We start from the raw sequence: 22,529 nt of genomic DNA, 5'->3' as shown, positions 1-22,529 counted from the left end.
TCAGTGGGCCACGGCCGCTGCGCCGTGCTCGTCGATGAGGGCACCGGTGCTGAATCGCTCCAGTGCGAACGGGGCGTTGTACTCGTGGGGCTCGTCGTGGGCGATCGTGTGCGCCATCGTCCAGCCGGCACCCGGGGTGCCCTTGAAGCCACCGGTGCCCCAGCCGCAGTTCACGTAGAGCTGGTCGATCGGGCTCTTGCCCACGACCGGGGAGGCGTCCGGCGTGACGTCGACGATGCCACCCCAGGTCCGGAGCAGATGCGCGCGGGCGAAGATCGGGAACAGCTCGACGGCCGCGGCCATCTGCTCCTCGATCACGTGGAACCCGCCGCGCTGCCCATAGCCGTTGTACGCATCGACGCCCGCACCCATGACGAGCTCGCCCTTGTGGGCCTGGGAGACGTAGACGTGGACGTGGTTCGACATCACCACGGTCGGGTGGACCGGCTGGTGGAGCTCGGAGACGAGCGCCTGGAGCGGGTGCGACTGGATCGGCAGGTCGAAGCCGGCCATCTCGGCGAGGACGCTGGAGTGCCCCGCCGCGCAGAGCGCGACCTTCCCGGCCGCGATGGTGCCGCGGGTGGTCTGCACGCCGACCACCCGGTTGCCGTCCTTGACAATCCCGGTCACCTCGCAGTCCTGGATCAGGTCGACGCCCATCTCGTCGGCCTTGCGGGCGAACGCCCAGGCGACGTGGTCGTGCTTGGCGATGCCCGCGCGGGGCTGGTAGGTCGCACCGAGGACCGGGTAGCGGATGTTGTCGCTGGTGTTGATGATCGGGCAGACCTCCTTCACCTGGTCCGCGTCGAGCCACTCGGCGTCGATCCCGTTGAGACGGTTGGCCTCGCAGCGCCGCACCGAGTCGCGTACGTCCTGCAGCGTGTGGGCGAGGTTGAGCACGCCGCGCTGGCTGAACAGGAAGTCGTAGTCCAGCTCGTCGGGGAGCACCTCCCACTGCTTGAGGGAGTGCTCGTAGATCGCCGCGGACTCGTCCCACAGGTAGTTGGACCGGATGATCGTCGTGTTCCGGGCCATGTTCCCGCCGGCGAGCCAGCCCCGCTCGAGCACGGCGACGTTGGTGATGCCGTGGTTCTTCGCCAGGTAGTAGGCGGTCGCGAGCCCGTGGCCGCCGCCGCCGATGATGACGACGTCGTAGGAGGACTTGGGCTCCGGGTTGCGCCAGAGGAAGTCGGGGTGCTCGGGCAGCAGGTCTGCCATCACTCGGCTCCGTTCGACTCGATGAGGTGGGGGTAGAGCGGGTGCTTCTCGGCGAGGTTCGTGACCCGCGCGCGCAGCGCGTCGGCCGTCTCCTCGGTGAAGTCGTCCTTCAGCGCCGCCGCGATGATGTCGGCCACCTCATGGAAGTCGGTGTCGCCGAAGCCACGGGTGGCCAGCGCCGGGGTGCCGATCCGCAGGCCGGAGGAGACCATCGGCGGGCGCGGGTCGAACGGGACCGCGTTGCGGTTGACGGTGATGCCGATGCGGTGCAGCCGGTCCTCGCCGTCCTGGCCGTTGAGCTGGGAGGCGCGCAGGTCGACCAGCACGAGGTGGACGTCGGTGCCGCCGCTGACCACCGAGATGCCGGCGGCCGCGACGTCGTCGGCGAGCAGCCGCTCGGCGATGATGCGGGCGCCCCGCAGCGTACGCTCCTGGCGCTCGCGGAACTCCGGCTCCGCGGCGACCTTGAAGGCGACCGCCTTGCCGGCGATGACGTGCTCGAGCGGCCCACCCTGCTGGCCCGGGAAGACCGAGGAGTTGATCTTCTTGGCGATGGCGGGGTCGTTGGTGAGGATGACGCCGCCGCGCGGGCCGCCCAGGGTCTTGTGGGTCGTCGAGGTGACCACGTCGGCGAACGGCACCGGGTTCGGGTGCAGGCCGGTCGCGACCAGGCCGGCGAAGTGGGCCATGTCGACCATGAGCCGGGCACCGACCAGGTCGGCGATCCGGCGGAACTCCGCGAAGTCGAGCTGGCGCGGGTAGGCGGACCAGCCGGCGACGATCAGCTTGGGCCGGTGCTCGAGGGCGAGGCGCTCGACCTCGGCCATGTCGATCAGGAAGTCCTCGCGGGAGACCTCGTACGGCACGACCTGGTAGAGGCGGCCGGAGAAGTTGATCTTCATGCCGTGGGTGAGGTGGCCGCCGTGGGCCAGCGAGAGGCCGAGGATGGTGTCGCCCGGCTCGAGGAGCGCGAACATCGCGGCGGCGTTGGCCTGGGCGCCCGAGTGCGGCTGGACGTTGGCGTACTCCGCGGAGAACAGCGCCTTGAGGCGATCGATGGCGAGCTGCTCGATGACGTCGACGTGCTCGCAGCCGCCGTAGTAGCGACGGCCGGGGTAGCCCTCGGCGTACTTGTTGGTGAGAACCGACCCCTGCGCCTCCATGACGGCGGCGGGGGCGAAGTTCTCCGAGGCGATCATCTCCAGCGTCGTCTGCTGGCGGCTCAGCTCGGCGTCGATCTGCTCGCGAACCTCGGGATCGAGGTCCGCGAGCGAGGCAGTCAGGACGTCAACCACGGTGAGCTCCCAAACTCTTGAAGTACGATTGATATATCAGTTCCGGATCACCAGTATGCTTGGTGGCGAAGACACCTGTCAACGGCCCAGATCAGAAAGCGGTGACATGGAATGACCGACGTACTTGCCCCCGTCGTGCTGACGAGCGGCTCAGCGATCAGCCCCGTGACCTCGCTGGCGTACGCGGCCTACGAGCGCATCCGGGACCGGCTGATCATGCTCGACATCAGGCCGGGCGAGCCGATCAACGACGGCCGGCTCGCGGACTCCCTGGGCTTCGGACGCACACCCGTACGCGAGGCGCTCAAGCGCCTGGAGACCGACCACCTGGTCGTCTCCTACCCGCGCCGCGGCACGTTCGCGACACCCGTCGACGTCACCGAGCTGGGCGCGATCTCCGATCTGCGCGAGCAGCTCGAGCCGTTCGCCGCCGGCCGGGCCGCGACGGCGGCGACCGACGCGATGCGAGCCGAGCTGCGCGCCATGGCGGAGAGGGTCCGGGGTCTCGACGCGGTCGGCGACGACCGGCCCACGCTGATGCGCCTCGACATGTCGGTGCACCGGATGATCTACCGCGCGACGGGCAACAAGCACCTCGAGGACGTCCTGATCAGGTACGACAACCTGGCCACCCGGATCTGGTGCCTGGTCGTCGACAAGGTCCCGGACCTGGCGTCCCACATCTGCGAGCACGCGCAGCTCCTCGATGCCATCGCCGACGGCGACGCCGAGCGCGCCGAGCGGCTGACCCGCGAGCACGTCGACAGCTTCGCGACCGAGATCCGTCGGGTCCTCTGACCGCGTTTCTCCACAACAAGGCGATCGGGCGCCGGCCCACCCGGCCGGCGCCCGATCTCGATCCGTCGGATCAGCCCCGCAGGCGGCTCATGCTCGGGTCGAAGAGCGGCTCCGGGGTGACCGTCGCCGGGATCCGCTGCCCGAAGTACTCGATCTCGACCTGGTCGCCCTCCCCGATCTCCGCCGGAAGGTAGGCGTAGGCGATCGGCTTGCCGATCGTGAACCCGTAGGCAGCGCTCGTGACGTACCCGACCGCGGTCTCCCCCGACAGCACGGGCTCCTTGCCGAGCACCATGGACTTACCGTCGTCGATGGTGAGGCAGCGCAGGCGGCGAGCCGAGGTCTCCACCGAGCGGCCCTCGAGCGCGGCCTTGCCGACGAAGTCCTCCTTCGCGGTCTTCACCGCGAAGCCGACGCCGGCCTCGTACGGGTCGTGCTCGGTGGTCATGTCGGCACCCCAGGACCGGTAGCCCTTCTCCAGGCGGAGCGCGCCGAACGCGGCCCGCCCGGCAGCGATGACGCCGTGCTCCTGGCCTGCCTCCCAGAGGACGTCCCACAGCTTCTGGCCGTTCTCGGCGGAGGCGTAGATCTCCCAGCCGAGCTCACCGACGTACGACAGCCGCAGCGCGGTCACCGGGATCCCGCCGATCGTGGCCCGCTTGCCGCGGAAGTACTTCAGACCGTCGTTGGTGAAGTCGTCCGCGCTCACCTTGGCGATCAGGTCCCGGGCCAGCGGACCCCACAGGCCGATGCAGCAGGTGCCACCGGTGGTGTCGCGGACCTCGGCGGTGAGAGCGGGGTCCTCGGCCCGCAGCTTGCGCGCCTCGCGACGGAGGTAGGCCAGGTCGACCGGACCGTTGGCGCCGACCTGGTAGAGCTCGTCCTCCAGGCGGGCGACGGTGATGTCGCTCTTGATCCCGCCCTGCTCGTCGAGGAACAGGGTGTAGGTCACCGCACCGGGCTTCTTGCTCACGTCACCGGTGGTGAGCCGCTGCAGCAGCGTCTCGGCGCCGGGACCGGAGACCTCGAGACGGCGCAGCGGCGTCATGTCGTACATGGCCACCGCGGTGCGGGTCTTCCACGCCTCGACCGCCGCGATCGGCGAGTAGTAGCGCGCCGACCAGTCGTCGCGGGTCGGCGACTTCCACTCCTCCGGCAGCTCGTCCAGCAGGGCCGCGTTGGCCTCGTACCAGTGCGGCCGCTCCCAGGTCCCGGCCTCCAGGAAGAAGGCACCGAGCTCGACCTGACGGGCGTGGAACGGGCTGACCCTGATGTCGCGCGGCGACTCCTTGGGCTGCAGCGGGTGCAGGATGTCGTAGATCTCGACGAAGTTCTGCTGCGAGGTCTCGCTGACGTACGCCGGGGCCAGCTGCGTCTCCTCGAACCGGTTGAGCTCGAGGTCGGCGAGGTCGTACTCCGAGCGTCCCGTGGTCAGCACCTCGGCGACCGCGCGGGCGACACCCGCGGAGTGGGTGACCCAGACGGCCTCGGCCACCCAGAAGCCGTCGACCTCGCGGGACTCGCCCACGAGCGACCCACCGTCGGGCGTGAACGAGAAGATGCCGTTGAACGACGACTCCGCGATCTCCGCCTCCTGCAGGCACGGGAGCAGCTTGCGGCACTCGTCCCACGGGCCCTCGAAGTCCTCGGGCGTGAAGTCGAGCCGGGACGGCATGTTGTCGTGGTCGACGTGCTCCGGGGTCGGGCCGAGATCGGAGGCGGCGTACGGCATCGGCTTGTGGGCGTAGGAGCCGATCCCGTAGACCTCCCCCCACTCCCGGAAGTAGAGGTCCTGGTCCTGGTGACGCAGGATCGGCAGGGTCGCGCCGTCGGGCTGGTCGTGCTTGCCGGCCAGGACCGGGACCGGCGTGGTCTTGATGAACTGGTGGGCGAGCGGGAGGAGCGGCACGTCCGTGCCCGCCATCTTCCCCACCTCGACACCCCAGAAGCCGGCGCAGGAGACGACGATGTCGGCCTCGACGACACCGTTCGTGGTCTCGACGCCCGTGACCCGGCCGCCCTCCTGGAGGACACCGGTCACCGCGGTGTGCTCGAGGTAGGTGACGCCGGCTGCCTGCGTACGCTCGATGAGCAGGTCCACCGCACGAGCCGCCCGGGCGAGGCCGTCGCTCGGAATGTGCAGGCCGGCGAGGACCTGCGACTCGTCGATGTGCGGGTAGAGGTCCTTGCACTCGGCGGGACCGATGACCCGGGCATCGATCCCCCAGGACTTCGCGTAGCCGAGCTTGCGGTAGAGCTCCGCGACGCGGGCCTCGGTGGTCGCGACCTCGAGACCACCGACCTGGTTGAAGCAGTTCAGGCCGTCCTTCTCCAGGCCCATGAACTTCTCCACGGTGTACTTGGCGAACAGGGTCATCGTCTTCGACGGGTTGATCTGGAAGACGAGACCGGGGGCGTGCGAGGTCGAGCCGCCGGGCAGGCTGAGCGGGCCCTGTTCGATGACCGTGATGTCGGACCACCCGCGCGACACGAGTTCGTCCGCGAGGTTCGTGCCGACGATGCCGGCGCCGATGATGACTGTGCGGGGCGAGACGGTGCTGCGGGACGATGGCATGAGCTTCTCCGTGTTTTCGGGGTGGTTCGGGTGGGTGGTCAGCGGAACACGACGGTGCTGGAGCCGTGCATGAGGACGCGGTGCTCGCAGTGCCAGCGGACAGCACGCGAGAGCGCGAGGCACTCGGCGTCCTGACCCACGTTGGCCAGAGCCTGGGGGGTGTACGTGTGGTCGACCCGGTTGACCTCCTGCTCGATGATGGGCCCCTCATCGAGGTCTGCGGTGACGTAGTGGGCGGTGGCCCCGACAAGCTTCACACCGCGCTCGTGCGCCTGGTGGTAGGGCTTGGCGCCCTTGAAGCCGGGCAGGAACGAGTGGTGGATGTTGATCGCGCGGCCCTCGAGCTGGCGGCACAGGCCGTCGGAGAGGATCTGCATGTAGCGGGCGAGCACGACCAGGTCGATCTCGTACTCGTCAACCAGGTCGAGCATGCGCTGCTCGGCCTGCGGCTTGGTCTCCGAGGTGATCGGGATGTGGACGAACTCGAGCCCGGCCGCCTCCGCCATCGGGCGGAGGTCCTCGTGGTTGGACGCGACGACGGCGATCTCGCCACCCAGGGTCCCGCCACGCCACCGGAAGATGAGGTCGTTGAGGCAGTGGCCGAACTTGGAGACCATCACCAGCAGCCGCGGCTTGCGCTCGTCGTGGAAGGTGAACGACATCCCGAAGCGGTCCGCGATCGGCCCGAAAGCGGCGGTGAGCTCGTCGACGTCGGCCCCGTCGGCGGAGGCGAACGCGGTCCGGAGGAAGAACAGCTCCCCCATCCGGTCGTCGTGCTGCTGGTGCTCGAGGATGTCGAACCCGCGGTCGTAGAGGAAGCTCGTGACCGCCTGCATGATCCCCGGGCGCTCCTGGCACGAGAGCGTGAGCACGTTGGTCGTCGCTGCGGGGGCGGCGGTCGCCACGGACGCAACAGCGGTCGAGCTGGGAGGACTGATGGTCATGCTGGGCTCCTGAATGCCGGTAATGATACACAACTCATATATCAGAATGATCGTAGAACGGCTCTCAGAGCGCCGTCAAGGGTCACGGCTATCCGAGGACTGTCGAGGCGTGGTCCGGCTCAGGCAGGTGGCCGGTAGCGGTAGCCGACGCCACGAACGGCCGCGATCGGCGAGGCGTCACTCGCCCAGCCGAGCTTGCGACGCAGCCGGAGCACCGCGAACTTGACCCGCTCCGGCGCGATCCCGGTCGGGTCGTCCCACACCTGCTCCAGCAGCTGGCTCGGCGAGAGTACGGCGCCGGCGTGCTGGACCAGCACGTTGAGCAGCCGGAACTCGGTGCGCGTGAGGTCGACCGGTCGTCCCTCGACCTCGACCTGACGGATCCGGCGATCGATGCGGACGACACCGTCGTCGTACACCCCCGACCCGATGCGGTCCGCCGTTCGCCCGGTCGCCCGCGCACGACGCAGCAGCGCCTCGACACGGGCCAGCAGCTCGTTGTTGTTGAACGGCTTGGTGAGGTAGTCGTCGGCGCCGCCACGGAGGCCGCGGACCTTCTCCGACTCCTCGCCGTGGGCGGTCAGCATCAGGATCGGTACGTCGGCGAAGTCGCGCACCCGCTCGAGCACGGTCCAGCCGTCCATCTCGGGCAGCCCCACGTCCAGAACCACCAGGTCCGGGCGCACATCGTGCACCGTGCGGAGCCCGACCCGGCCGTTGGTCGCCAGCTCGAAGCCGTAGCCGCCGCGCTCGAACAGCATCCGTAGGGCGAGCGCGATGTCCGGCTCGTCCTCGATGGCGAGGATCCTGGTCATCGAGCCTCCCGCTTCAGCGGGACGGCCATTCGCACAGTCGTGCCGCGGTCTTCGGTGCTCTCGACCGCGAGTGATCCGTGGTGCAGCTCGGTGATCGTCTTGCAGATCGCCAGACCGAGCCCGCTGCCCGACAGCCGCCGCCGGACGGCGTTCGAGCCCCGGATGAAGGTGTCGGTGACGGCGGGCACCTCCTCGTCCGGAATCCCGATGCCGGTGTCGGTCACCTCGATCGTCCACCGGGACCCCTCGCACCCTGCCCGGACCGCCACCGAACCCTGGGGCATCGTGAACTTCACGGCGTTGCTCAGCAGGTTGTCGAGCACCTGGCGCAGACGAGTCGGGTCGCCGGTCAGCGGTGGACCGTCGGCGATGTCGGCGGTCAGTGTCAGTCCGCCCCGATCCGCCTCGGGTCGGTGGTCTTCGACCGCCAGGCGCACCAGCTCGGACACGTCGACGGCTGACTCGTGGATCGGGAGCGTGTGCCGCTCGAGCTGGGTGATCAGCTGCAGATCGTCGACGAGCCTCGTCAGCCGCTCAGCATTGCGTACGACGGCGTCGACGGCGGTCCGCTGTCTCTCCGTGAGCGAACCGGAGGCAGGGTCGCGCAGCATCTCGGTGAAGCTGGCCACCGCCGTCAGCGGCGTACGCAGCTCGTGGGAGACGGCGGCCACGAAGTGGTTCTTCAGCTCGGCCGCCTCGGTCAGCACCCGGTTCCGCTCCCGGAGCTCGTGCTGCGTGGTGGCGATCTCGGTGACGTCTCGGAAGTACCACAGCGCACCCAGGTCGGTGTCACCGTCGTGGATCGGCACGAAGTCCAGGCTGAGACAGCGGCCGTTCACCAGCTCGAGGGCGTAGCCCAGGCAGGCCTTGCGGAGGGTCGCGATGTCGTCCAGCTGAGCACGCACCGTGGCTCGCTCGCGGCAGCGCCGGGCCACCGCACCGAGGATCTCCGTGCGGTCGACGCCTGCCCAATCCTCGGCGCTCGTGCGTCCGAAGACCCGCGCGAACGTCTCGTTGGCCAGCACCGTCCGGCCGTCCTCGTCCTCCACCAGGACCGCGGCGTCGAGCTGCCGCACGAGCGCCCGGAGCCGCTTTCCTTCGGTCCGGGAACGGCGCTCGGCGGCCCGCTGGTCGGTCACATCGAGCGCGTACGCGATGACGGCATGTACCCCTTCGACATCGGTCATGTCGTAGAACACGGTGTCCATCTCCCGCCATCGACCGTCGGCGGCGAGCACCCTGATGTCGATCCGAGCCGCCGGCAGCTCGCGGGCGCGCACGGCCCGCAGCGCATCCGCGGCGGTGTCGACGTCGTCAGGGTGGACCGAGTCCCGCAGGCCGGAGGGCAGCTCGATGTCGGGCGGATAGCCGAGCGTCTCGATGATCGCGTCGGAGAGCACCGACCACGTCCCGTCGAGACCGATCCGAACCACCACCGACCGCGCGTGCTTCACCAGGGCCGAGTACGGCCCCTCCCCCGGTCCGAGTTCCCGGCGCACGGCTTCGGGGTCGAGCCGCGCGACATCCTCGACGAACTCCGCAACGTCGTCCGAGTCCGCCGCAGCATCGTGGAGCAGGACCGTGGCGCGATCGACGAGGTCAGAGAGGGGATCCGCGCTCGCGCTGGTGTCCGCGTGCTCAGCTGATGGTTCCGTCTCGCGACCCCCTTCGAGTGGTCCCTCCTCATGACAACGGTGCCACAAACGACGAAAATGTGCAGGAGGAGAGCGGGATCGGAAGGAGGCGCGGGTCTGTTTCGGCCCACGAGGGCTGACTACCAGCCGGTCGTCCCGAGCAGCACCGCGAACGCGCCGGCCACCAGGAACGGTCCCAGCGGCAGGGCGGAGTCGAGCTTCACCCGTCTGGTCAGCAGCAGCGCCAGACCGAGGATCCCGGAGAGCACGAAGGCCAGAGCGCACGCCAGCACGACCGCGGACAGCCCCCACCAGCCGAGGGCGAGGCCGAGCAGACCGGCCAGCTTCGCATCGCCGAGGCCGAGCTGGTCGGGGCGGATCAGCACCAGGGCCAGGTAGCCCAGCCCGGCCACCGCCCCACCGGCGAGGACGCCGAGAAGCCGGTGCGGCTCGCCGGAGGCGAGAGCCGCGACCGCGAGCAGGCCCGCGAGGATCGGGTACGCCCGCAGCGTCAGCCGGTCGGGCAACCGGTGGACCGCGACATCGATGAACGCGAGCGGGACCGCCAGCAGCGCCAGGAACGCGAACGCGAGCAGCTCGGGGTGCGGACCGATGGCACCCGCGACGGCGCCGGTGAGAGCGGCGGCGGCCCCTTCCACGACCCCGGTCCGCGGCCCGATCCGGCTCCGGCACTCGGGGCAGCGGCCGGTCGGCGAGAGGCGCGAGCGCCAGAGCTGGTCGGACACCAGCACGCGGGCGCAACCGAGGCACCGGGTCCGGTCGGGCTCGTCCGACGGGACCGAGAGGCGGAACACCAGCGCCCGCAGCCAGGGCGCGGCGAGCGCCCCGCCTGCGGTACCGATCATCGCCATCTCCAGGTGCACGCCTCGACGGTAGGGCAGCGGGACCGGCGGGCACAGGGCTCCGGCTCAGAAATGGCCGATCGTCTGTCAGCGGCCGACAGGTGTCCCCCGAACGCCCGACACGGGTCTACAGACGTCGTCCGGCCCTGGTCCGACCATGACCGTTCGCCCGCTTCCGAGGCCGGCCCCCGACCCTGGATCGTTGGGGCATCGGGCGACGTGAGGTCGTCCGAAACCAGTCCAGGAACTCGGTCCCGGACCCTCACATCAAGGACACACAAGGAGTTTCTCATGCTTGCTCTCATCGCATTCGCCCAGAGCTGGTTGGACCGTCGGGTCGAGGACCGCGAGCGCGGTGCCACCGCCGTCGAGTACGGCCTGCTGGTCGGTCTGATCGCGGTCGCGATCGTCGCGACGCTCGCCCTCCTCGGCCCCCGGCTGAACGGGCTGTTCGTGACCGTACTCAACGCTCTGCCCGGCGGCGGGGCCGCGGCCTGATCCGCCGCAGGGTCGAGGGGCCGGCCAGCCGGCCGGCCCCTCGACACCTCCTCCGTCACTCCCAGAAAGAGACCCCGAGATGCCATGCCTCCTCAGCCGCCCCGACCGGGCCGACCGCGGCGCCGCCGCCGTCGAGTTCGCGCTCGTGCTGCCGCTGTTGCTGCTCGTGCTGTTCGGGCTCATCGATTTCGGGCGGGCTCTGAACGCACAGATCACACTGACCCAGGCAGCACGCGAAGGCGTACGTCTCGCCGCCCTCGAACAGCCGGGCGCCGCGGACAGGACCCGTGCCGCTGCCGAGCCGCTGACCGGCGTGACCGTCTCGGTCGCGGCCTGCCCGGCGAATCCGGGGCCGACCGACGACGCGGTCGTCCTCGCGAGACAGAACTTCACCTTGGTCACCCCGATCGACAGCATCGCCGGCATGTTCGGCGGCGGCGTCGGATCCTCGGTCCAGCTCACCGGTAGAGGAGTCATGCGATGCCTCGGCTGATCGATCGCATCATCGACCGCATCATCGACCGCACCCGGCGGCACGGCGACGACCGAGGAGCGGTGGCGACCGTGGTCGCGATCGTCCTCGGCGTCGGACTGCTGCTCGGCATCGGTGCCCTGGTCATCGACACCGGCCAGCTCTACGTCGAGCGGGCCGAGCTCCAGAACGGAGCCGACGCGGCGGCCCTCGCCGTCGCCCAGGACTGCGGGGACGCCGAGGGTTGCGCCCCCGATGCCCAGCAGGTGGCCGAGAGGTACGCCGCGGACAACGATGCGAGCGACGGCAAGGCCGACGCGAGCCTGGTGTGCGGACGCACCGCCGTCGGATTCCTGGCCCCGTGCCCGGCAGAGGGCGCAGCGTCCGATGCGTGCCTGGGCACCCGTCCACCGGCCCCGGGCAACTTCGTCGAGGTCCGCACCACCACCCGACAGGACGACGACTCGACGGTGCTGCCCCCGGTGTTCGGGCAGATCCTGCTCGGCGACGACTACGACGGCCGTGGCGTGCTCGCCTGCGCCCGTGCAGCCTGGGGCGGCCCGAAAGCCGCCTCCACACTCCCGTTGACGATCTCGTTCTGCGAGTGGCAGTACGCCACCCAGGACGGCGTCAGCTTCGCTCCTGCCCCGCCCACCGTCGTGGCCGGCAGCTACGAGCGCGTCCTGTCCGTCAAGGCGGACGGCGGCGACCCGATCCCCTGTCCCGGCAGCCCCTCGGGCGGAGATCTGCCCGGCGGCTTCGGCTGGCTGGACAGCGACGACTGCGACCTCGACATCGATGTCGAAGAGTCGTTCTCGGCAGACCCCGGCGTGTCCGGGTCGGCGTGCGAGACACTGCTGTCGGCGGCTCGGACCTCCGGAGAACCCCTGCTGATCCCGATCTTCGACGTCGCCGAGGGAACCGGGAGCAACGGCACCTACCAGATGCGCGGTTTCGCCGCGTTCGTGGTGACGGGCTACGACCTGGCGGGCTTCAAGGCGACCTCGACCCTGACCGGACGAAGGAAGTGTTCGACCTCCGGCTCCAGCTCGGCCAAGTGCGTCTTCGGCTACTTCACCAAGGACCTCGTCACCACCGCAGACACCGTGCTCGGCGGGCCCGACATGGGCGCCACGACCGTCCAGGTCATCGGCTGAGCAACCAGAGAGAAGAGAAGCACCATGAAACGTTCCGTCCTCGTCCTGGGCCTCGCACTGCTGCTCGCGGTGGTGGGCACCACGGCGGTCCTCTGGTACGTCCGGGGCGCGGATGCCCGGGCGATGGCCGGAAAGCAGGCCGTGACCGTGCTCATCGCCGACCGGTCGGTGCCGGCCGGCACCGAGGCCGGCAAGGCCGTCGACACCGGCCTGCTGAGGACCGAGCAGATGCCTGCGGACACCGTGCCGGCGGGCGTACTGAGCGAGATCCCGCAGGACCTCGAGCACCTGGCCGCCGGCGGCGACATCGCGCCGGGTCAGCTGGTGCTGCGCTCGATGTTCGGCGAGGACCGGCCCGACTCGTCGGGCCTCGCCATCCCGAAAGGCAAGATCGCTGTCACCGTCGCACTCGGCGTGACCCAGGAGGTCGCGGGCTACGTGACGGCCGGCTCCGAGGTGGCGGTTTTCGACACCTACACCGAGCGTGACCGGGAAGGACGGCCCACCGGTGACGGTCTCCCGAAGAGTCGCGGGGACGTCCAGATCACCCGGATGCTGCTGCCCCGCGTCGAGGTGCTCGCCGTCGGCGGCGCTCCCGCCAAGGAAGGCGAACCCGCCGGGACCCAGCAGGTCGACGTCCTGGTCACCGTGGCCGTGGACCAGCACGACGCGGAGCGGCTGATCCTCCGCTCCGAGACCGGTTCGCTCCACCTCGCGCTGCTGTCCGACACCTCCGAGGTCAAGCCCGGCCGCGGCGCCGACACCCGATCCATGACCCGCACCGAGAGTTGAGTGAGAAGCGACATGACCATCCTCTGCACCCCGTCCCAGCCCAGCGACGAGCTGCTCGCCGCCGTGGGCACCGGCGTCCTGACCGCCCCGACCCTGTCCCGGGCGCAGGAGCTGGTCGAGCAGCTCCCGGGTGAGCCCCTGGTCGTCATCGGGCCGGAGGTCGGCTTCGCCGACGCCGCTGGGTTCGCGACCACGCTGCGTCTGACGCGACCGCTCGTCGGTGTCGTGGTGATCCGCCCCGAGCTCGACGTCGAGACCTACGCGCACGCGATGCAGGCCGGCATCCGGGAGCTCGTCGCCACGGCGGACCTGCCAGGCCTCGCCGACGCCTGCCGGCGCTCCCGGCGGCTCTCGGAGTCGATCCTGCTGCCCGTTGATGCCACCGCGGACAGCGAGGGAAAGGTGATCACCATCTTCAGCGCCAAGGGCGGCTGCGGCAAGACGACGCTGGCCACGAACCTCGCGGTCGCGCTGCACGCCGACGGCGCACGCAGAGTGTGTCTGGTCGACCTCGACCTGGCCTTCGGCGACGTCGCCATCTCACTGCAGCTCGAGCCCAGACGAACCCTGGTGGACGCCGTCGGGATGGGCGAGAACATGGATACGACCGGTGTGGCGGGCCTGCTCACCAGCTTCCGGCCCGGCCTGGAGTGCGTGCTCGCCCCGGTGGAGCCCGGCGATGCCGAGAAGGTGCCGGCCACCGTGATCGACGACCTGCTCGAGATGCTGCGCGGGATGTTCGACTACGTCGTGGTCGACACGCCCCCGCAGTTCAACGAGCACGTGCTCCGCGCACTCGACGGCAGCGACCACCATGTGCTGCTGACGACCCCGGACCTGGCGGCGATGAAGAACCTCCGGCTGACGCTCGACATGCTCGACCTGCTCTCGTATCCGCGGGCGACCCGCAGCATCGTGCTCAACCGGGAGGACAACCGGGTCGGGATCACCGCCGCCGACGTCGAGCAGGCGCTGCGCAGCAAGCTCGCCGCCAGGATCCCCAACAACCTCGAGGTCGCCGCGTCCTTCAACCGCGGCGTACCGATCACGGCCGAGAAGCCGTCGCACCGCGTCAGCGCGGCGATCCGGGAGTTCGGTGTCCAGCGCATCGACCGCCTGCAAACGGCCGAGGCGCCAGCGGTCAAGGGGCAGCGTCGCCGGTGGCTCACCATCGGTGCGCGGAGCGGGGACGACGCATGAGCATGCGACTGAGTGAGCGGCTGGCCGAGCAGCGACCGGGCCGGGAGTCCGCCGCCCGCCAGGTGACACAGGCGGAGTCGGTCCCCGAGCCCGACGAGTCGCCCGTGCGCGCCACCCGCCACGCCGACCCGTTCGCCCAGCTCAAGCGGAGCGTGCACGACACGCTCCTCGAGGAGCTCGGTCCGAGCCTGTACGCCGACCACCTCGCCGAGGACGAGCTGGCACAGCGGGTGCGGGTGACGGTCAAGAGCGTGCTCGAGCGGGAGGACACCCCGCTGACCGCAGCCGACCGAATCCGGCTCGCGGAGGAGGTCGCGAACGAGATCCTCGGGCACGGCCCCCTCGAGCCGTTGCTGCGCGACCCAGGGATCACCGAGATCATGGTCAACGGCCCCGACCGGATCTACGTCGAGCGCGCGGGCCGCCTGTCCACGGTGCCCGCGGCGTTCGCCGACGAGGACCATCTGCGTCGCGTGATCGACAAGATCGTCGCTCGGGTCGGTCGGCGGGTGGACGAGGCCAGTCCGATGGTCGATGCCCGGCTCGCCGACGGCAGCCGGGTCAACGCCGTCGTCTCCCCCATCGCACTGGACGGCTCGAGCCTGACCATCCGGAAGTTCTCCGCCGATCCGTTCTCGGTCGCGGACCTGATCAGGTTCGGCACCATGACCAGGCCGGTCGCCGACCTGCTCTCGGCCTGCGTGCGGGGTCGCCTGAACATCATCGTCAGCGGCGGCACCGGCTCGGGGAAGACGACGACGCTGAACGTCCTCTCATCGTTCCTTCCCCACGACGAGCGCATCGTGACCATCGAGGATGCAGCAGAGCTGCAGCTGCGCCAGGACCACGTGGTGCGCCTGGAGTCGCGGCCGTCCAACATCGAGGGCCGTGGCGAGATCACGATCCGCAGCCTGGTCCGCAACGCGCTGCGGATGCGGCCCGAGCGGATCGTCGTCGGTGAGGTCCGCGACGGCGCCGCCCTCGACATGCTGCAGGCGATGAACACCGGCCACGACGGGTCGCTGACCACCGTGCACGCCAACTCGCCGAGAGACTCGGCATCACGGCTGGAGACGATGGTCCTGATGGCGGGCATCGACCTGCCGAGCCGGGCGATCCGGGAGCAGATCGCCTCCGGTATCGACCTGATCATCCAGCAGGCCCGCCTCAAGGACGGCACCCGAAGGATCACCCACATCACCGAGGTGACCGGCATGGAGGGTGACGTACTGACCCTGCAGGACCTCTTCCTGTTCGACTTCGGCGCGGGGGTCGACGAGCACGGGCGGTTCCGGGGCGCCCTTCGCTCGACCGGGCTGCGCCCGACCTTCTCCGAACGGTTGGAGCAGCACGGCATCACGATGCCCGACCTGCTCGGCACCCGGGTGGGCGAGCGATGAGTCGAGAGGTGGGTGCCTCCATGGCCATGTCCTGCGTACGTCGGAGCCGACGGCCGCTGCTGGTCGTCGCGCTCGTGATGCTGTCGTTTCTGTCGGCCCTGACCCCGACCGCGGCGGTGGCGACCGAGACACGGCCGAGCCCGGGAGCGGTCGTCATCCTGCTCGACACGAGCGGCTCCATGAGCGGTGAGCGGTTGGCGTCGGCGCAGAAGGCGGCCGAGAGCTATCTCAGCGCGCTGCCCGGCGACGTACCGGCGGGGCTCGTGACCTTCGCGGGCACGCCGGAGCTGACCGCACCGCTCGCCGTGGACCGGCAGCGCATCCGCGCGGACGTACGCACGGCGCAGGCCCAGGGAAGCACCCGTCTCTACGACGCCGTCGTACTCGGTGCGAAGACGCTCTCCCGAGCACCGGGCACGCGGAAGATGCTGATCCTCTCCGACGGCGAGGACACCGACAGCGAGCGGTCGCTCGAGGAGGCCCTGGCGCTGCTGCGGAAGTACGGGATCACGGTCGACATGGGCGTGCTCGACGGCGTTCACGGGTCCGGCGGACGCCAGCGACTGATCGAGGGCACCGGCGGCCGCATGCTGACCGCGGAGGAGGCGAAGGCCCAGGCCGCGGAGCTGGTGCCCGCACCACCGGTGGTCGAGCCGGACTCTCCGCCACCTGCCTGGCTGCTGTTGGCCGGGGCCGGTACGTTGTTCGCAGGTCTGGTGGGCGTGGCAATTGCAGTGCTCGGGCCGCTGCGCCGCGACCGTCGGCGCGAGCGGGGCCTGGCCAGCCTGGCGCGCTACCGCGTGGCCGCGGCCGTACCTGAACCCCAGGAGACGGACGCGTGGTCCTCGCCGCTGCGGCACCTGCTCACCTTCAGCGAGCGCTTCCTGAGCTGGCGGGGCCGGCACGAGCAGCTCGCCACCGACCTCGACCTCGCAGGCATGTCGCTGCGGCCGGCAGAGTGGCTGGTGGTGCGCGTGAGCGTGAGCCTCGTACCCGGTGTGGTGGCCGTGGTTCTCGGCTGGGCCTGGGTCATCGGCGTGATCCTGGCCGTGGTCGCATGGTTCGCCGGTCGGTCCTACCTGCGGTTCCGGATCTCCCGGCGGCGAGCCGCATTCGGGGAACAGCTGCCGGACACGCTGAATCTCCTGGTCGCCGCGCTCCGGACCGGCTTCTCGCTGCCGCAGGCGCTCGACGGGGTGGTCCGCGACGGTACGGAGCCGATCTCCGGTGAGCTCGCCCGCGCGCTCGCCAGGACCCGACTGGGCATGTCGGTGGAGGATGCGCTGGACAAGGCCGCCGGGCGGATGGAGTCGGCCGACTTCGCGTGGGTGGTGATGGCGATCCGGATCCAGCGGCAGGTCGGCGGCAACCTGGCCGGACTGCTGCAGACGACCGCGGAGACCATGCGGGAGCGGGCTCAGCTGCGTCGGCACGTCAAGGCACTCTCGGCCGAGGGCCGGATGTCTGCGTACGTCCTGATCGCGCTCCCCATCCTGCTCGCCTGCTGGATGCTGCTGAGCAACCGCGGCTACATCGCGCCGCTCTACACGACGCCGATCGGCTGGGTGCTGGTCACCGTCGGGGTGGGCTGCATGTCCCTCGGCTGGTTCTGGATGAGCCGCCTGGTCAAGGTGGAGGAGTGAACGTGCTCGTGCTCGGAGTGGCGACCTTGGCGGTCGCGATCGCACTCGGGATCATCGGCCTGTCGATGACCTGGGGGGCAGGGACCCGGCGGGTGGCCGACGGACTCGAGTCGATCGAGCTCTACTACGGCAACGGACAGGCGGGCGTCGTGAGCGGTACCGGCCGGGTCGGGTTGTCGTACCCGCTCATCCGGCTGGGCCAGCTCGCGACCAAGCTGTCGCCGTCCGGGGTGCCGGTGTCCATCAGCCGGCGGCTGAACCTTGCGGGCAACCCGGGGAGCTGGACGGCGGAGAAGGTGTTCGCCTACAAGGGCCTGGGGCTGGTCGCAGGCGCGGCGCTCGGGGCGCTGCTCGGGGCGCGGTCGGGAGTCACGATCTTCGGCTTCGGTGCGATCGGTGCGGCAGTTGGGTTCTTCCTTCCCGACCTCCTTCTCTACAACGCCGGCAGCAAGCGACAGACCGCGATACGCAAGCAGCTGCCGAACACCTTGGACCTGCTGACCGTGTGTGTCGAGGCGGGGCTCGGGTTCGATGCAGCGCTGGCCCAGGTGGCTCAGAAGACCGACGGACCGATGGCCGCGGAGTGTGTGCGGATGCTGCAGGAGATGCAGCTCGGCAAGTCTCGCGTGGAGGCGCTCCGGGCGCTCGCCGACCGGACGACCGTGGTCGAGCTGCGGGCGTTCGTATCCGCGCTGGTCCAGGCGTCCGAGCTCGGCGTCCCGACCGGCCAGGTCCTGCACGAGCAGTCGAAGGAGATGCGGACCAAGCACCGTCAGCTGGCCGAGGAGAAGGCACAGAAGCTCCCCGTCAAGATCCTCTTCCCGATGATGTTCTGCATCTTCCCCGCGTTGTTCGTCGTCGTCCTCGGACCCGCCGCCCTGTCGATCATGGAGACGTTCAGCGGGTAGACCGGTCCTGCAACCGTCCTGCAACCGGTTTGCACTCGGATTCGCACCTTTCGCGTGGCTTCCTTGTTCTCGCTGCAATCGCGTACGGGCGGGGGGACCCATGAACATTCGACTCGTGACAGTAGACGGACACACGTTGCACCGGTTCGGGCTGTCGCAGCTGATGCACCAACAACCAGACATCGAGATCGTCGGCGAGGCGAGCACCGCCGCGGAAGCCGTGGCGATGGTCGGCAAGCTGATGCCTGACGTCGTCACCGTGGACGTCAGCCTGCCGGACCGCAACGGTCTCGCGCTCGCGCGCGACCTGCGGGACCACTTTCCCGAGCTGGGGATCGTGGTGCTGACCTCCTTCGGCGAGGACGACGTCCTGTTTCGGGCCATGGAGACCGGGGTGTCCGCGTTCGTACCCAAGACGGCCTCGGCGCCGGAGATCGTCTGCGCGATCCGGCACGCCGCGGTCGCGGCACGGTCGTTCACCGCGCCTGGTCTCGCCGACGCGCTCGTCCGGCTGCGTGATGCACGGGACTCCTCCCCACTGAGCGCCCGCGAAACCGAAGTCCTGCGCCTGCTGCACCGCGGACTGACGATCCCGCAGCTGGCCCGTGGGCTGCACGTGAGCAACTCGACCGCGAAGACCTATGTGGCCCGGCTCTACGACAAGCTCGGGGTCAACAGCCGTTCCCAGGCGCTGATGGCGGCCATGGAGCGGGGCCTGCTCCAGGCAGCCACGTTCGCCAGAACCGGCACCGGGTGAGCGCTCGGGCCCACCGGGTCTACGAGACACCAGGAGGTGCCGGCAACGGGCCGTGCGGGCCCAAGGGCATGCCCATGGACCCGCACGGAGGTGTCACCTCAGAGTTGGCTGATCACCGCCCGCGCGTCGCGCTGCAGCGCGGCACGTGCGTCGGGGTCGACGACGTAGAGCGCGCTGGCCGCCAGGTCGACGTACTCCCGCAGCAGCGATCGCGCGGAGGCGTACCGTCCGGCAGCGACGTGCTTGGCGGCCTGGCTGAGCCGCTTCTCGAGGACACTCTCCCCGGCGGGAGTGATCTCGCCGGAGCGGGCGAGCCGCTCGGTCAGGGCGGTGAGCTCCGTCAGCGAGGTGGTGGTCGTGAACGTCACGGTTCTCGTCGTCACGCGTCCCGCCTTGTCGGTCGCGGTGACCTCGAGCGTGTGCGATCCGAGCGAGAGCCGCCACAGGGCGAGCGCGTCGCCGGTGACCGCGGCACCGTCCAGGGTCGCTGTCACGGACCCCACACCGGAGGTGGCGTCGGAGGCCGACCAGGACGCATCCCCGGCGTTGCCGACGTTGGCGCCGTCGGAGACACCGTCGACCGCGACCTGCGGAGCGGTCTTGTCGATCCGCACCACGACCTTTCCGACCTCGGAGACGTTGCCGCCGTTGTCGGTCGCCCGGTAGTGAACGGTCGTGACGCCCTCCGCGGAGACCGTGAGCGGGTTGTTCGCGTTCTCCCAGGTCTGGCCACCGTTGGTCGAGCGCTGCCGTGAGGCGACGGTGCCGTTGTCGGTCGCGGCGACCGCCACGGACACGTTCCCCGTCCACCAACCGTTCTGCCCGGTCGGCTGCGCCGGGTCGAGCGTCGCGGAGACCGTGGGAGGCGTGACGTCGGCGAAGCCGTCGCCGACGAACCTGATCCGGTCCAGGGTGACGCCACCGGTGGAGGTCACGAACAGCTCGCCGCTGCCCGACGGCGCTCCGGTCAGGTCGGCCGTCGTCTCGGACCAGTCCTCGCTGTCGACGTCGAACGACGCGAACGGGGTCGCGTCGGCCGATCCCCGGCGCAGCTCCACGCTGCCCTTGCCGCTGGCCCGCAGCTTCGCCGAGGTGATACCGGCGAGGTTCACAGGCTTCCAGGAGAGCCAGTCACCCTCGTCGAGCGAGGTGACCTTGCGCAGGCCGCTCGCCGTCTCGTCAGGGGCGATGGCGATCCCCTCGGAGGCGTCGGCCCACTCGGCCTCCTGCGACTTCGGGTTGAGGACCATCGAGACCTCGGACCGGGCCGCCGGGACACCGTTGGCGCCGTTGTCTGTGTAGCCGATGACGACGACCCCGTAGATGTTCTCCGTCTCGCCGTGCTCGGTGGCGTCAGCGGGCGTCGGGATCGCGAACCGGCACCCGGTCCCCTGGCTGAGCGGGTGGGCGTGGACGTCGTGCCCGAGGCCGAACGTCCAGGTCACCCGCGAGCACACCGTCGCGCCGCCGTCCTCGGGGTCGTCGGTCGTCACGTCGAAGGGCACCGCCTGGCCCCAGTCGAAGAAGCCTCCCTCGGCCGGCGTGGCCACCTTGATCGTCGGCGCGACGTTGCCCACGCTGATCGAGGTCGAGGTGATGCCGCGACGCCCCTCGGCATCGGTGACCCGGAGCCGGGCGGTGTAGCGGCCGAGCTCGTCGTAGGTGTGCGAGGTGGTCGCCCCGGTGGCGTCGAAGGTGCCGTCGCCGTCCAGGTCCCACTCGTAGGTGAGCGCGCCACCCTCGGGATCGACCGAGCCCGAACCGTCGAACTCGACGGTCAGCGGTGCCGAGCTGCTGGAGATCGGGTCGGCGACGATGTCCGCGCGCGGCGCCTTGTTGCCGACGCTGTAGTCGATCCGGTAGAGACCGGCATCCGGGTTGGCGCGGAAGAAACCGTCACCGTAGTCGAGGACGTAGAGCGACCCGTCCGGCCCGAACTCGATGTCGATCGGGCTGTCGGTGATCGGCTGCCGGTTCGTCTCGAGGTCGACGTTGGGCAGGAACTGCTCGATGTGCGAGACCGGGCCGCTGGGCCAGTCGACGGTGAACGCCGCCAGGTAGTCCTGGGAGAACTCGGCGAAGAAGGCCTTGCCGTCCCAGTACTCGGGGAACTTCGTCGGCGAGGGGTTGTCCGCGTCGTAGTGGTACACGGGACCACCCATCGGTCCCTGGCCGCCCGCCGGGCTGAAGTCGGTCAGCTCGGGCCACGGCTGGTGGGTGTTGTTGTCACCGTAGTAGAGGGTCGCGGCCGTGGCCGGCGGAACGGTCGAGAGCCCCGTGTTCCACCGCGAGTTGTTCTCCGCGCCAGCGGCGCAGTCGAAGAACTCCCGCGGTGTCGCCGTCTCGAAGTTCCACTCGTTGTAGTTGAAGTGGTCGCCGGTGCAGTACGGCCAGCCGCCGTTGATCGGCTCGTCGATCGCGGTCGTCTGCCACTCGACGTACCCCAACGGGCCACGATCGGGGTTCGGCGCCCCGGCATCGGGGCCGTAGTCGCCCCAGGTCACCGAGTTCGTGGCGGGGTCGACGTCCATCCGGAACGGGTTGCGCAGACCCATCGCGAAGATCTCCGGTCGGGTCCCGTCCGTGCCCGGGGCGAAGAGGTTGCCCTCGGGGATGGTGTACGACCCGTCCTCCTGGACCGCGACCCGCAGGATCTTGCCGCGCAGGTCGTTCGTGTTGCCCGCGCCGCGGCGAGAGTCGAAGCCGGGGTTGAACCCGGGGGCGTCGTTGTTGGGGGCGTACCCGTTCGCACCGGGGGTTCCTGCCGGGGTGTTGTCACCCGTGGCCAGGTAGAGGTTGCCCTGGTCGTCGAAGTCGACGTCGCCGGCGACGTGGCAGCACTGACCGCGCTGCACCTCGACCTTGAGGATCACCTGCTCGGTCGCGAGATCCAGCTTGTCGGCGGCCTCGTCCCACTTCACGCGGGTGAGCTGGTTGTAGCCCTTCCACTGGTCCCAGTAGGCGTCGGTCTGCCCGGCGGGCAGCGTGTTGGGCGCAGAGCCGGACGGCGTGGTCGTCGGGTACGGGCCGGTCATGGTGCGCGGCGCGTAGTAGAGGTAGACCCAGCCCGACTCCTCGAAGTCGGGCGCGAGGGTGATCGTCTGCAGACCGTCCTCGGAGTTGTTGTACGTCGCGATCGTGTTGACCACACGGGTCGTACCGGCGTCCGGGTCGACGAGCCGGACGTCGCCGTTGCGCGCCGTGGTGAGCACGCGCCGGTCCGGCAGGACGGCCATGTCGATCGGCTCACCGGTGTCCTTGGTGAGCGTGACCTTCTCGTAGTTGGACCAGTCCAGCGCGAGGCCGGCCCCGGGTTCGGTGCCATGGTCGACACCGTCGTGGGCGGCAGCGGGCGTCGCGAGTGCGATCCCGGAGGTGAGAGCGAGCGCGAGCCCGGAGGTCACCGCGAGGAGTGATCGCCGAGCACGACGGCGGGGTACCCCACCGAATGAGCTGTGTTTGGGCATGACGGTTCCTTGGAGAACGAGGGCGGGTGAAGCCGAAGAGGGCGTCCGAGCACGCCGGTGGCCGGAGCGCGACCCGATCAGGGCGCGCTCCGG

Annotated in this window: 19 protein-coding genes; 11 read left to right on the top strand and 8 right to left on the bottom strand. The window is 70.0% G+C overall.

Translation table 11 applies throughout. From position 1 onward, the window contains the following. Entirely contained in the window at window positions 1–1,218 is a 1,218-nt protein-coding gene (locus OG984_RS27930; RefSeq protein WP_328529341.1) for a sarcosine oxidase subunit beta family protein, read from the bottom strand. Continuing rightward, window positions 1,218–2,513, bottom strand: coding sequence for a serine hydroxymethyltransferase (glyA, locus tag OG984_RS27925; protein ID WP_328529340.1), 1,296 nt, complete (start codon window positions 2,511–2,513; stop codon window positions 1,218–1,220). The genes OG984_RS27930 and glyA overlap by 1 nt, the downstream gene beginning before the upstream one ends. Before the next feature lie 111 nt (window positions 2,514–2,624). Here glyA and OG984_RS27920 point away from each other — a divergent pair, with 111 nt between their 5' ends. Continuing rightward, window positions 2,625–3,311, top strand: a complete 687-nt coding sequence (locus OG984_RS27920) for a GntR family transcriptional regulator (RefSeq protein ID WP_328529339.1) — start codon at window positions 2,625–2,627, stop codon at window positions 3,309–3,311. Window positions 3,312–3,381: 70 nt separating this feature from the next. Here the strand turns inward: OG984_RS27920 and OG984_RS27915 are convergent, their stop codons facing one another. From OG984_RS27915 to OG984_RS27900, 4 genes are all read right to left on the bottom strand, one after another. Then, entirely contained in the window at window positions 3,382–5,886 is a 2,505-nt protein-coding gene (locus OG984_RS27915; RefSeq protein WP_328529338.1) for a GcvT family protein, read from the bottom strand. 38 nt (window positions 5,887–5,924) lie between these two features. Next, on the bottom strand, window positions 5,925–6,830 hold the full coding sequence (purU, locus tag OG984_RS27910) for a formyltetrahydrofolate deformylase (protein ID WP_328529337.1): 906 nt from the start codon (window positions 6,828–6,830) through the stop codon (window positions 5,925–5,927). A gap of 119 nt (window positions 6,831–6,949) precedes the next feature. Continuing rightward, the gene (locus OG984_RS27905; protein WP_328529336.1) at window positions 6,950–7,645 is read right to left on the bottom strand and encodes a response regulator transcription factor; all 696 of its coding nucleotides are present in this window, start codon (window positions 7,643–7,645) and stop codon (window positions 6,950–6,952) included. Beyond that, window positions 7,642–9,099 carry a sensor histidine kinase gene (locus OG984_RS27900; protein ID WP_328529335.1) on the bottom strand — a complete coding sequence of 486 codons (1,458 nt, stop codon included), beginning with the start codon at window positions 9,097–9,099 and terminating at the stop codon, window positions 7,642–7,644. Before OG984_RS27900 ends, OG984_RS27905 begins: the two co-directional genes overlap by 4 nt. On the opposite strand from OG984_RS27900, the gene OG984_RS27895 reads away from it, so the two are divergent. Next, window positions 9,091–9,291 (top strand): hypothetical protein, encoded by a 201-nt coding sequence (locus OG984_RS27895; RefSeq protein WP_328529334.1) that lies wholly within the window; start codon window positions 9,091–9,093, stop codon window positions 9,289–9,291. The two genes, OG984_RS27900 and OG984_RS27895, sit on opposite strands and share 9 nt — an antisense overlap. A 128-nt stretch (window positions 9,292–9,419) precedes the next feature. Here the strand turns inward: OG984_RS27895 and OG984_RS27890 are convergent, their stop codons facing one another. After that, complete coding sequence (locus OG984_RS27890; RefSeq protein WP_328529333.1) at window positions 9,420–10,163, bottom strand: A24 family peptidase; 744 nt, start codon at window positions 10,161–10,163, stop codon at window positions 9,420–9,422. 270 nt (window positions 10,164–10,433) lie between these two features. Here OG984_RS27890 and OG984_RS27885 point away from each other — a divergent pair, with 270 nt between their 5' ends. From OG984_RS27885 to OG984_RS27845, 9 genes are all read left to right on the top strand, one after another. Beyond that, complete coding sequence (locus tag OG984_RS27885) at window positions 10,434–10,640, top strand: Flp family type IVb pilin (protein WP_328529332.1); 207 nt, start codon at window positions 10,434–10,436, stop codon at window positions 10,638–10,640. A 79-nt stretch (window positions 10,641–10,719) separates the two neighbouring features. Further along, a complete protein-coding gene (locus tag OG984_RS27880; RefSeq protein ID WP_328529331.1) occupies window positions 10,720–11,133 on the top strand; it encodes a TadE/TadG family type IV pilus assembly protein in 414 nt (137 codons plus the stop codon). Continuing rightward, window positions 11,121–12,269, top strand: coding sequence for a pilus assembly protein TadG-related protein (locus OG984_RS27875; protein WP_328529330.1), 1,149 nt, complete (start codon window positions 11,121–11,123; stop codon window positions 12,267–12,269). The genes OG984_RS27880 and OG984_RS27875 overlap by 13 nt, the downstream gene beginning before the upstream one ends. 24 nt (window positions 12,270–12,293) lie before the next feature. Beyond that, window positions 12,294–13,061, top strand: coding sequence for a Flp pilus assembly protein CpaB (gene cpaB / locus OG984_RS27870; RefSeq protein WP_328529329.1), 768 nt, complete (start codon window positions 12,294–12,296; stop codon window positions 13,059–13,061). 12 nt (window positions 13,062–13,073) lie between these two features. Next, entirely contained in the window at window positions 13,074–14,261 is a 1,188-nt protein-coding gene (locus OG984_RS27865) for an AAA family ATPase (protein WP_328529328.1), read from the top strand. Continuing rightward, entirely contained in the window at window positions 14,258–15,661 is a 1,404-nt protein-coding gene (locus tag OG984_RS27860) for a CpaF family protein (protein WP_328529327.1), read from the top strand. Before OG984_RS27865 ends, OG984_RS27860 begins: the two co-directional genes overlap by 4 nt. Next, window positions 15,658–17,304, top strand: a complete 1,647-nt coding sequence (locus OG984_RS27855; RefSeq protein ID WP_328529326.1) for a type II secretion system F family protein — start codon at window positions 15,658–15,660, stop codon at window positions 17,302–17,304. The genes OG984_RS27860 and OG984_RS27855 overlap by 4 nt, the downstream gene beginning before the upstream one ends. Continuing rightward, window positions 17,301–18,212, top strand: a complete 912-nt coding sequence (locus OG984_RS27850; protein ID WP_328529325.1) for a type II secretion system F family protein — start codon at window positions 17,301–17,303, stop codon at window positions 18,210–18,212. Before OG984_RS27855 ends, OG984_RS27850 begins: the two co-directional genes overlap by 4 nt. A 115-nt stretch (window positions 18,213–18,327) precedes the next feature. Beyond that, complete coding sequence (locus tag OG984_RS27845) at window positions 18,328–18,969, top strand: response regulator transcription factor (protein WP_328529324.1); 642 nt, start codon at window positions 18,328–18,330, stop codon at window positions 18,967–18,969. A 98-nt stretch (window positions 18,970–19,067) separates the two neighbouring features. Here the strand turns inward: OG984_RS27845 and OG984_RS27840 are convergent, their stop codons facing one another. Continuing rightward, the gene (locus OG984_RS27840; RefSeq protein WP_328529323.1) at window positions 19,068–22,373 is read right to left on the bottom strand and encodes a PQQ-dependent sugar dehydrogenase; all 3,306 of its coding nucleotides are present in this window, start codon (window positions 22,371–22,373) and stop codon (window positions 19,068–19,070) included. Between the last annotated feature and the right edge of the window lie 156 nt (window positions 22,374–22,529).

The organism is Nocardioides sp. NBC_00368 (assembly GCF_036090055.1).
Classification (GTDB): Bacteria; Actinomycetota; Actinomycetes; order Propionibacteriales; family Nocardioidaceae; genus Nocardioides.
The sequence above is the reverse complement of the archived record's forward strand: the minus strand, read 5'-3'. Positions and strand labels throughout refer to the sequence as shown.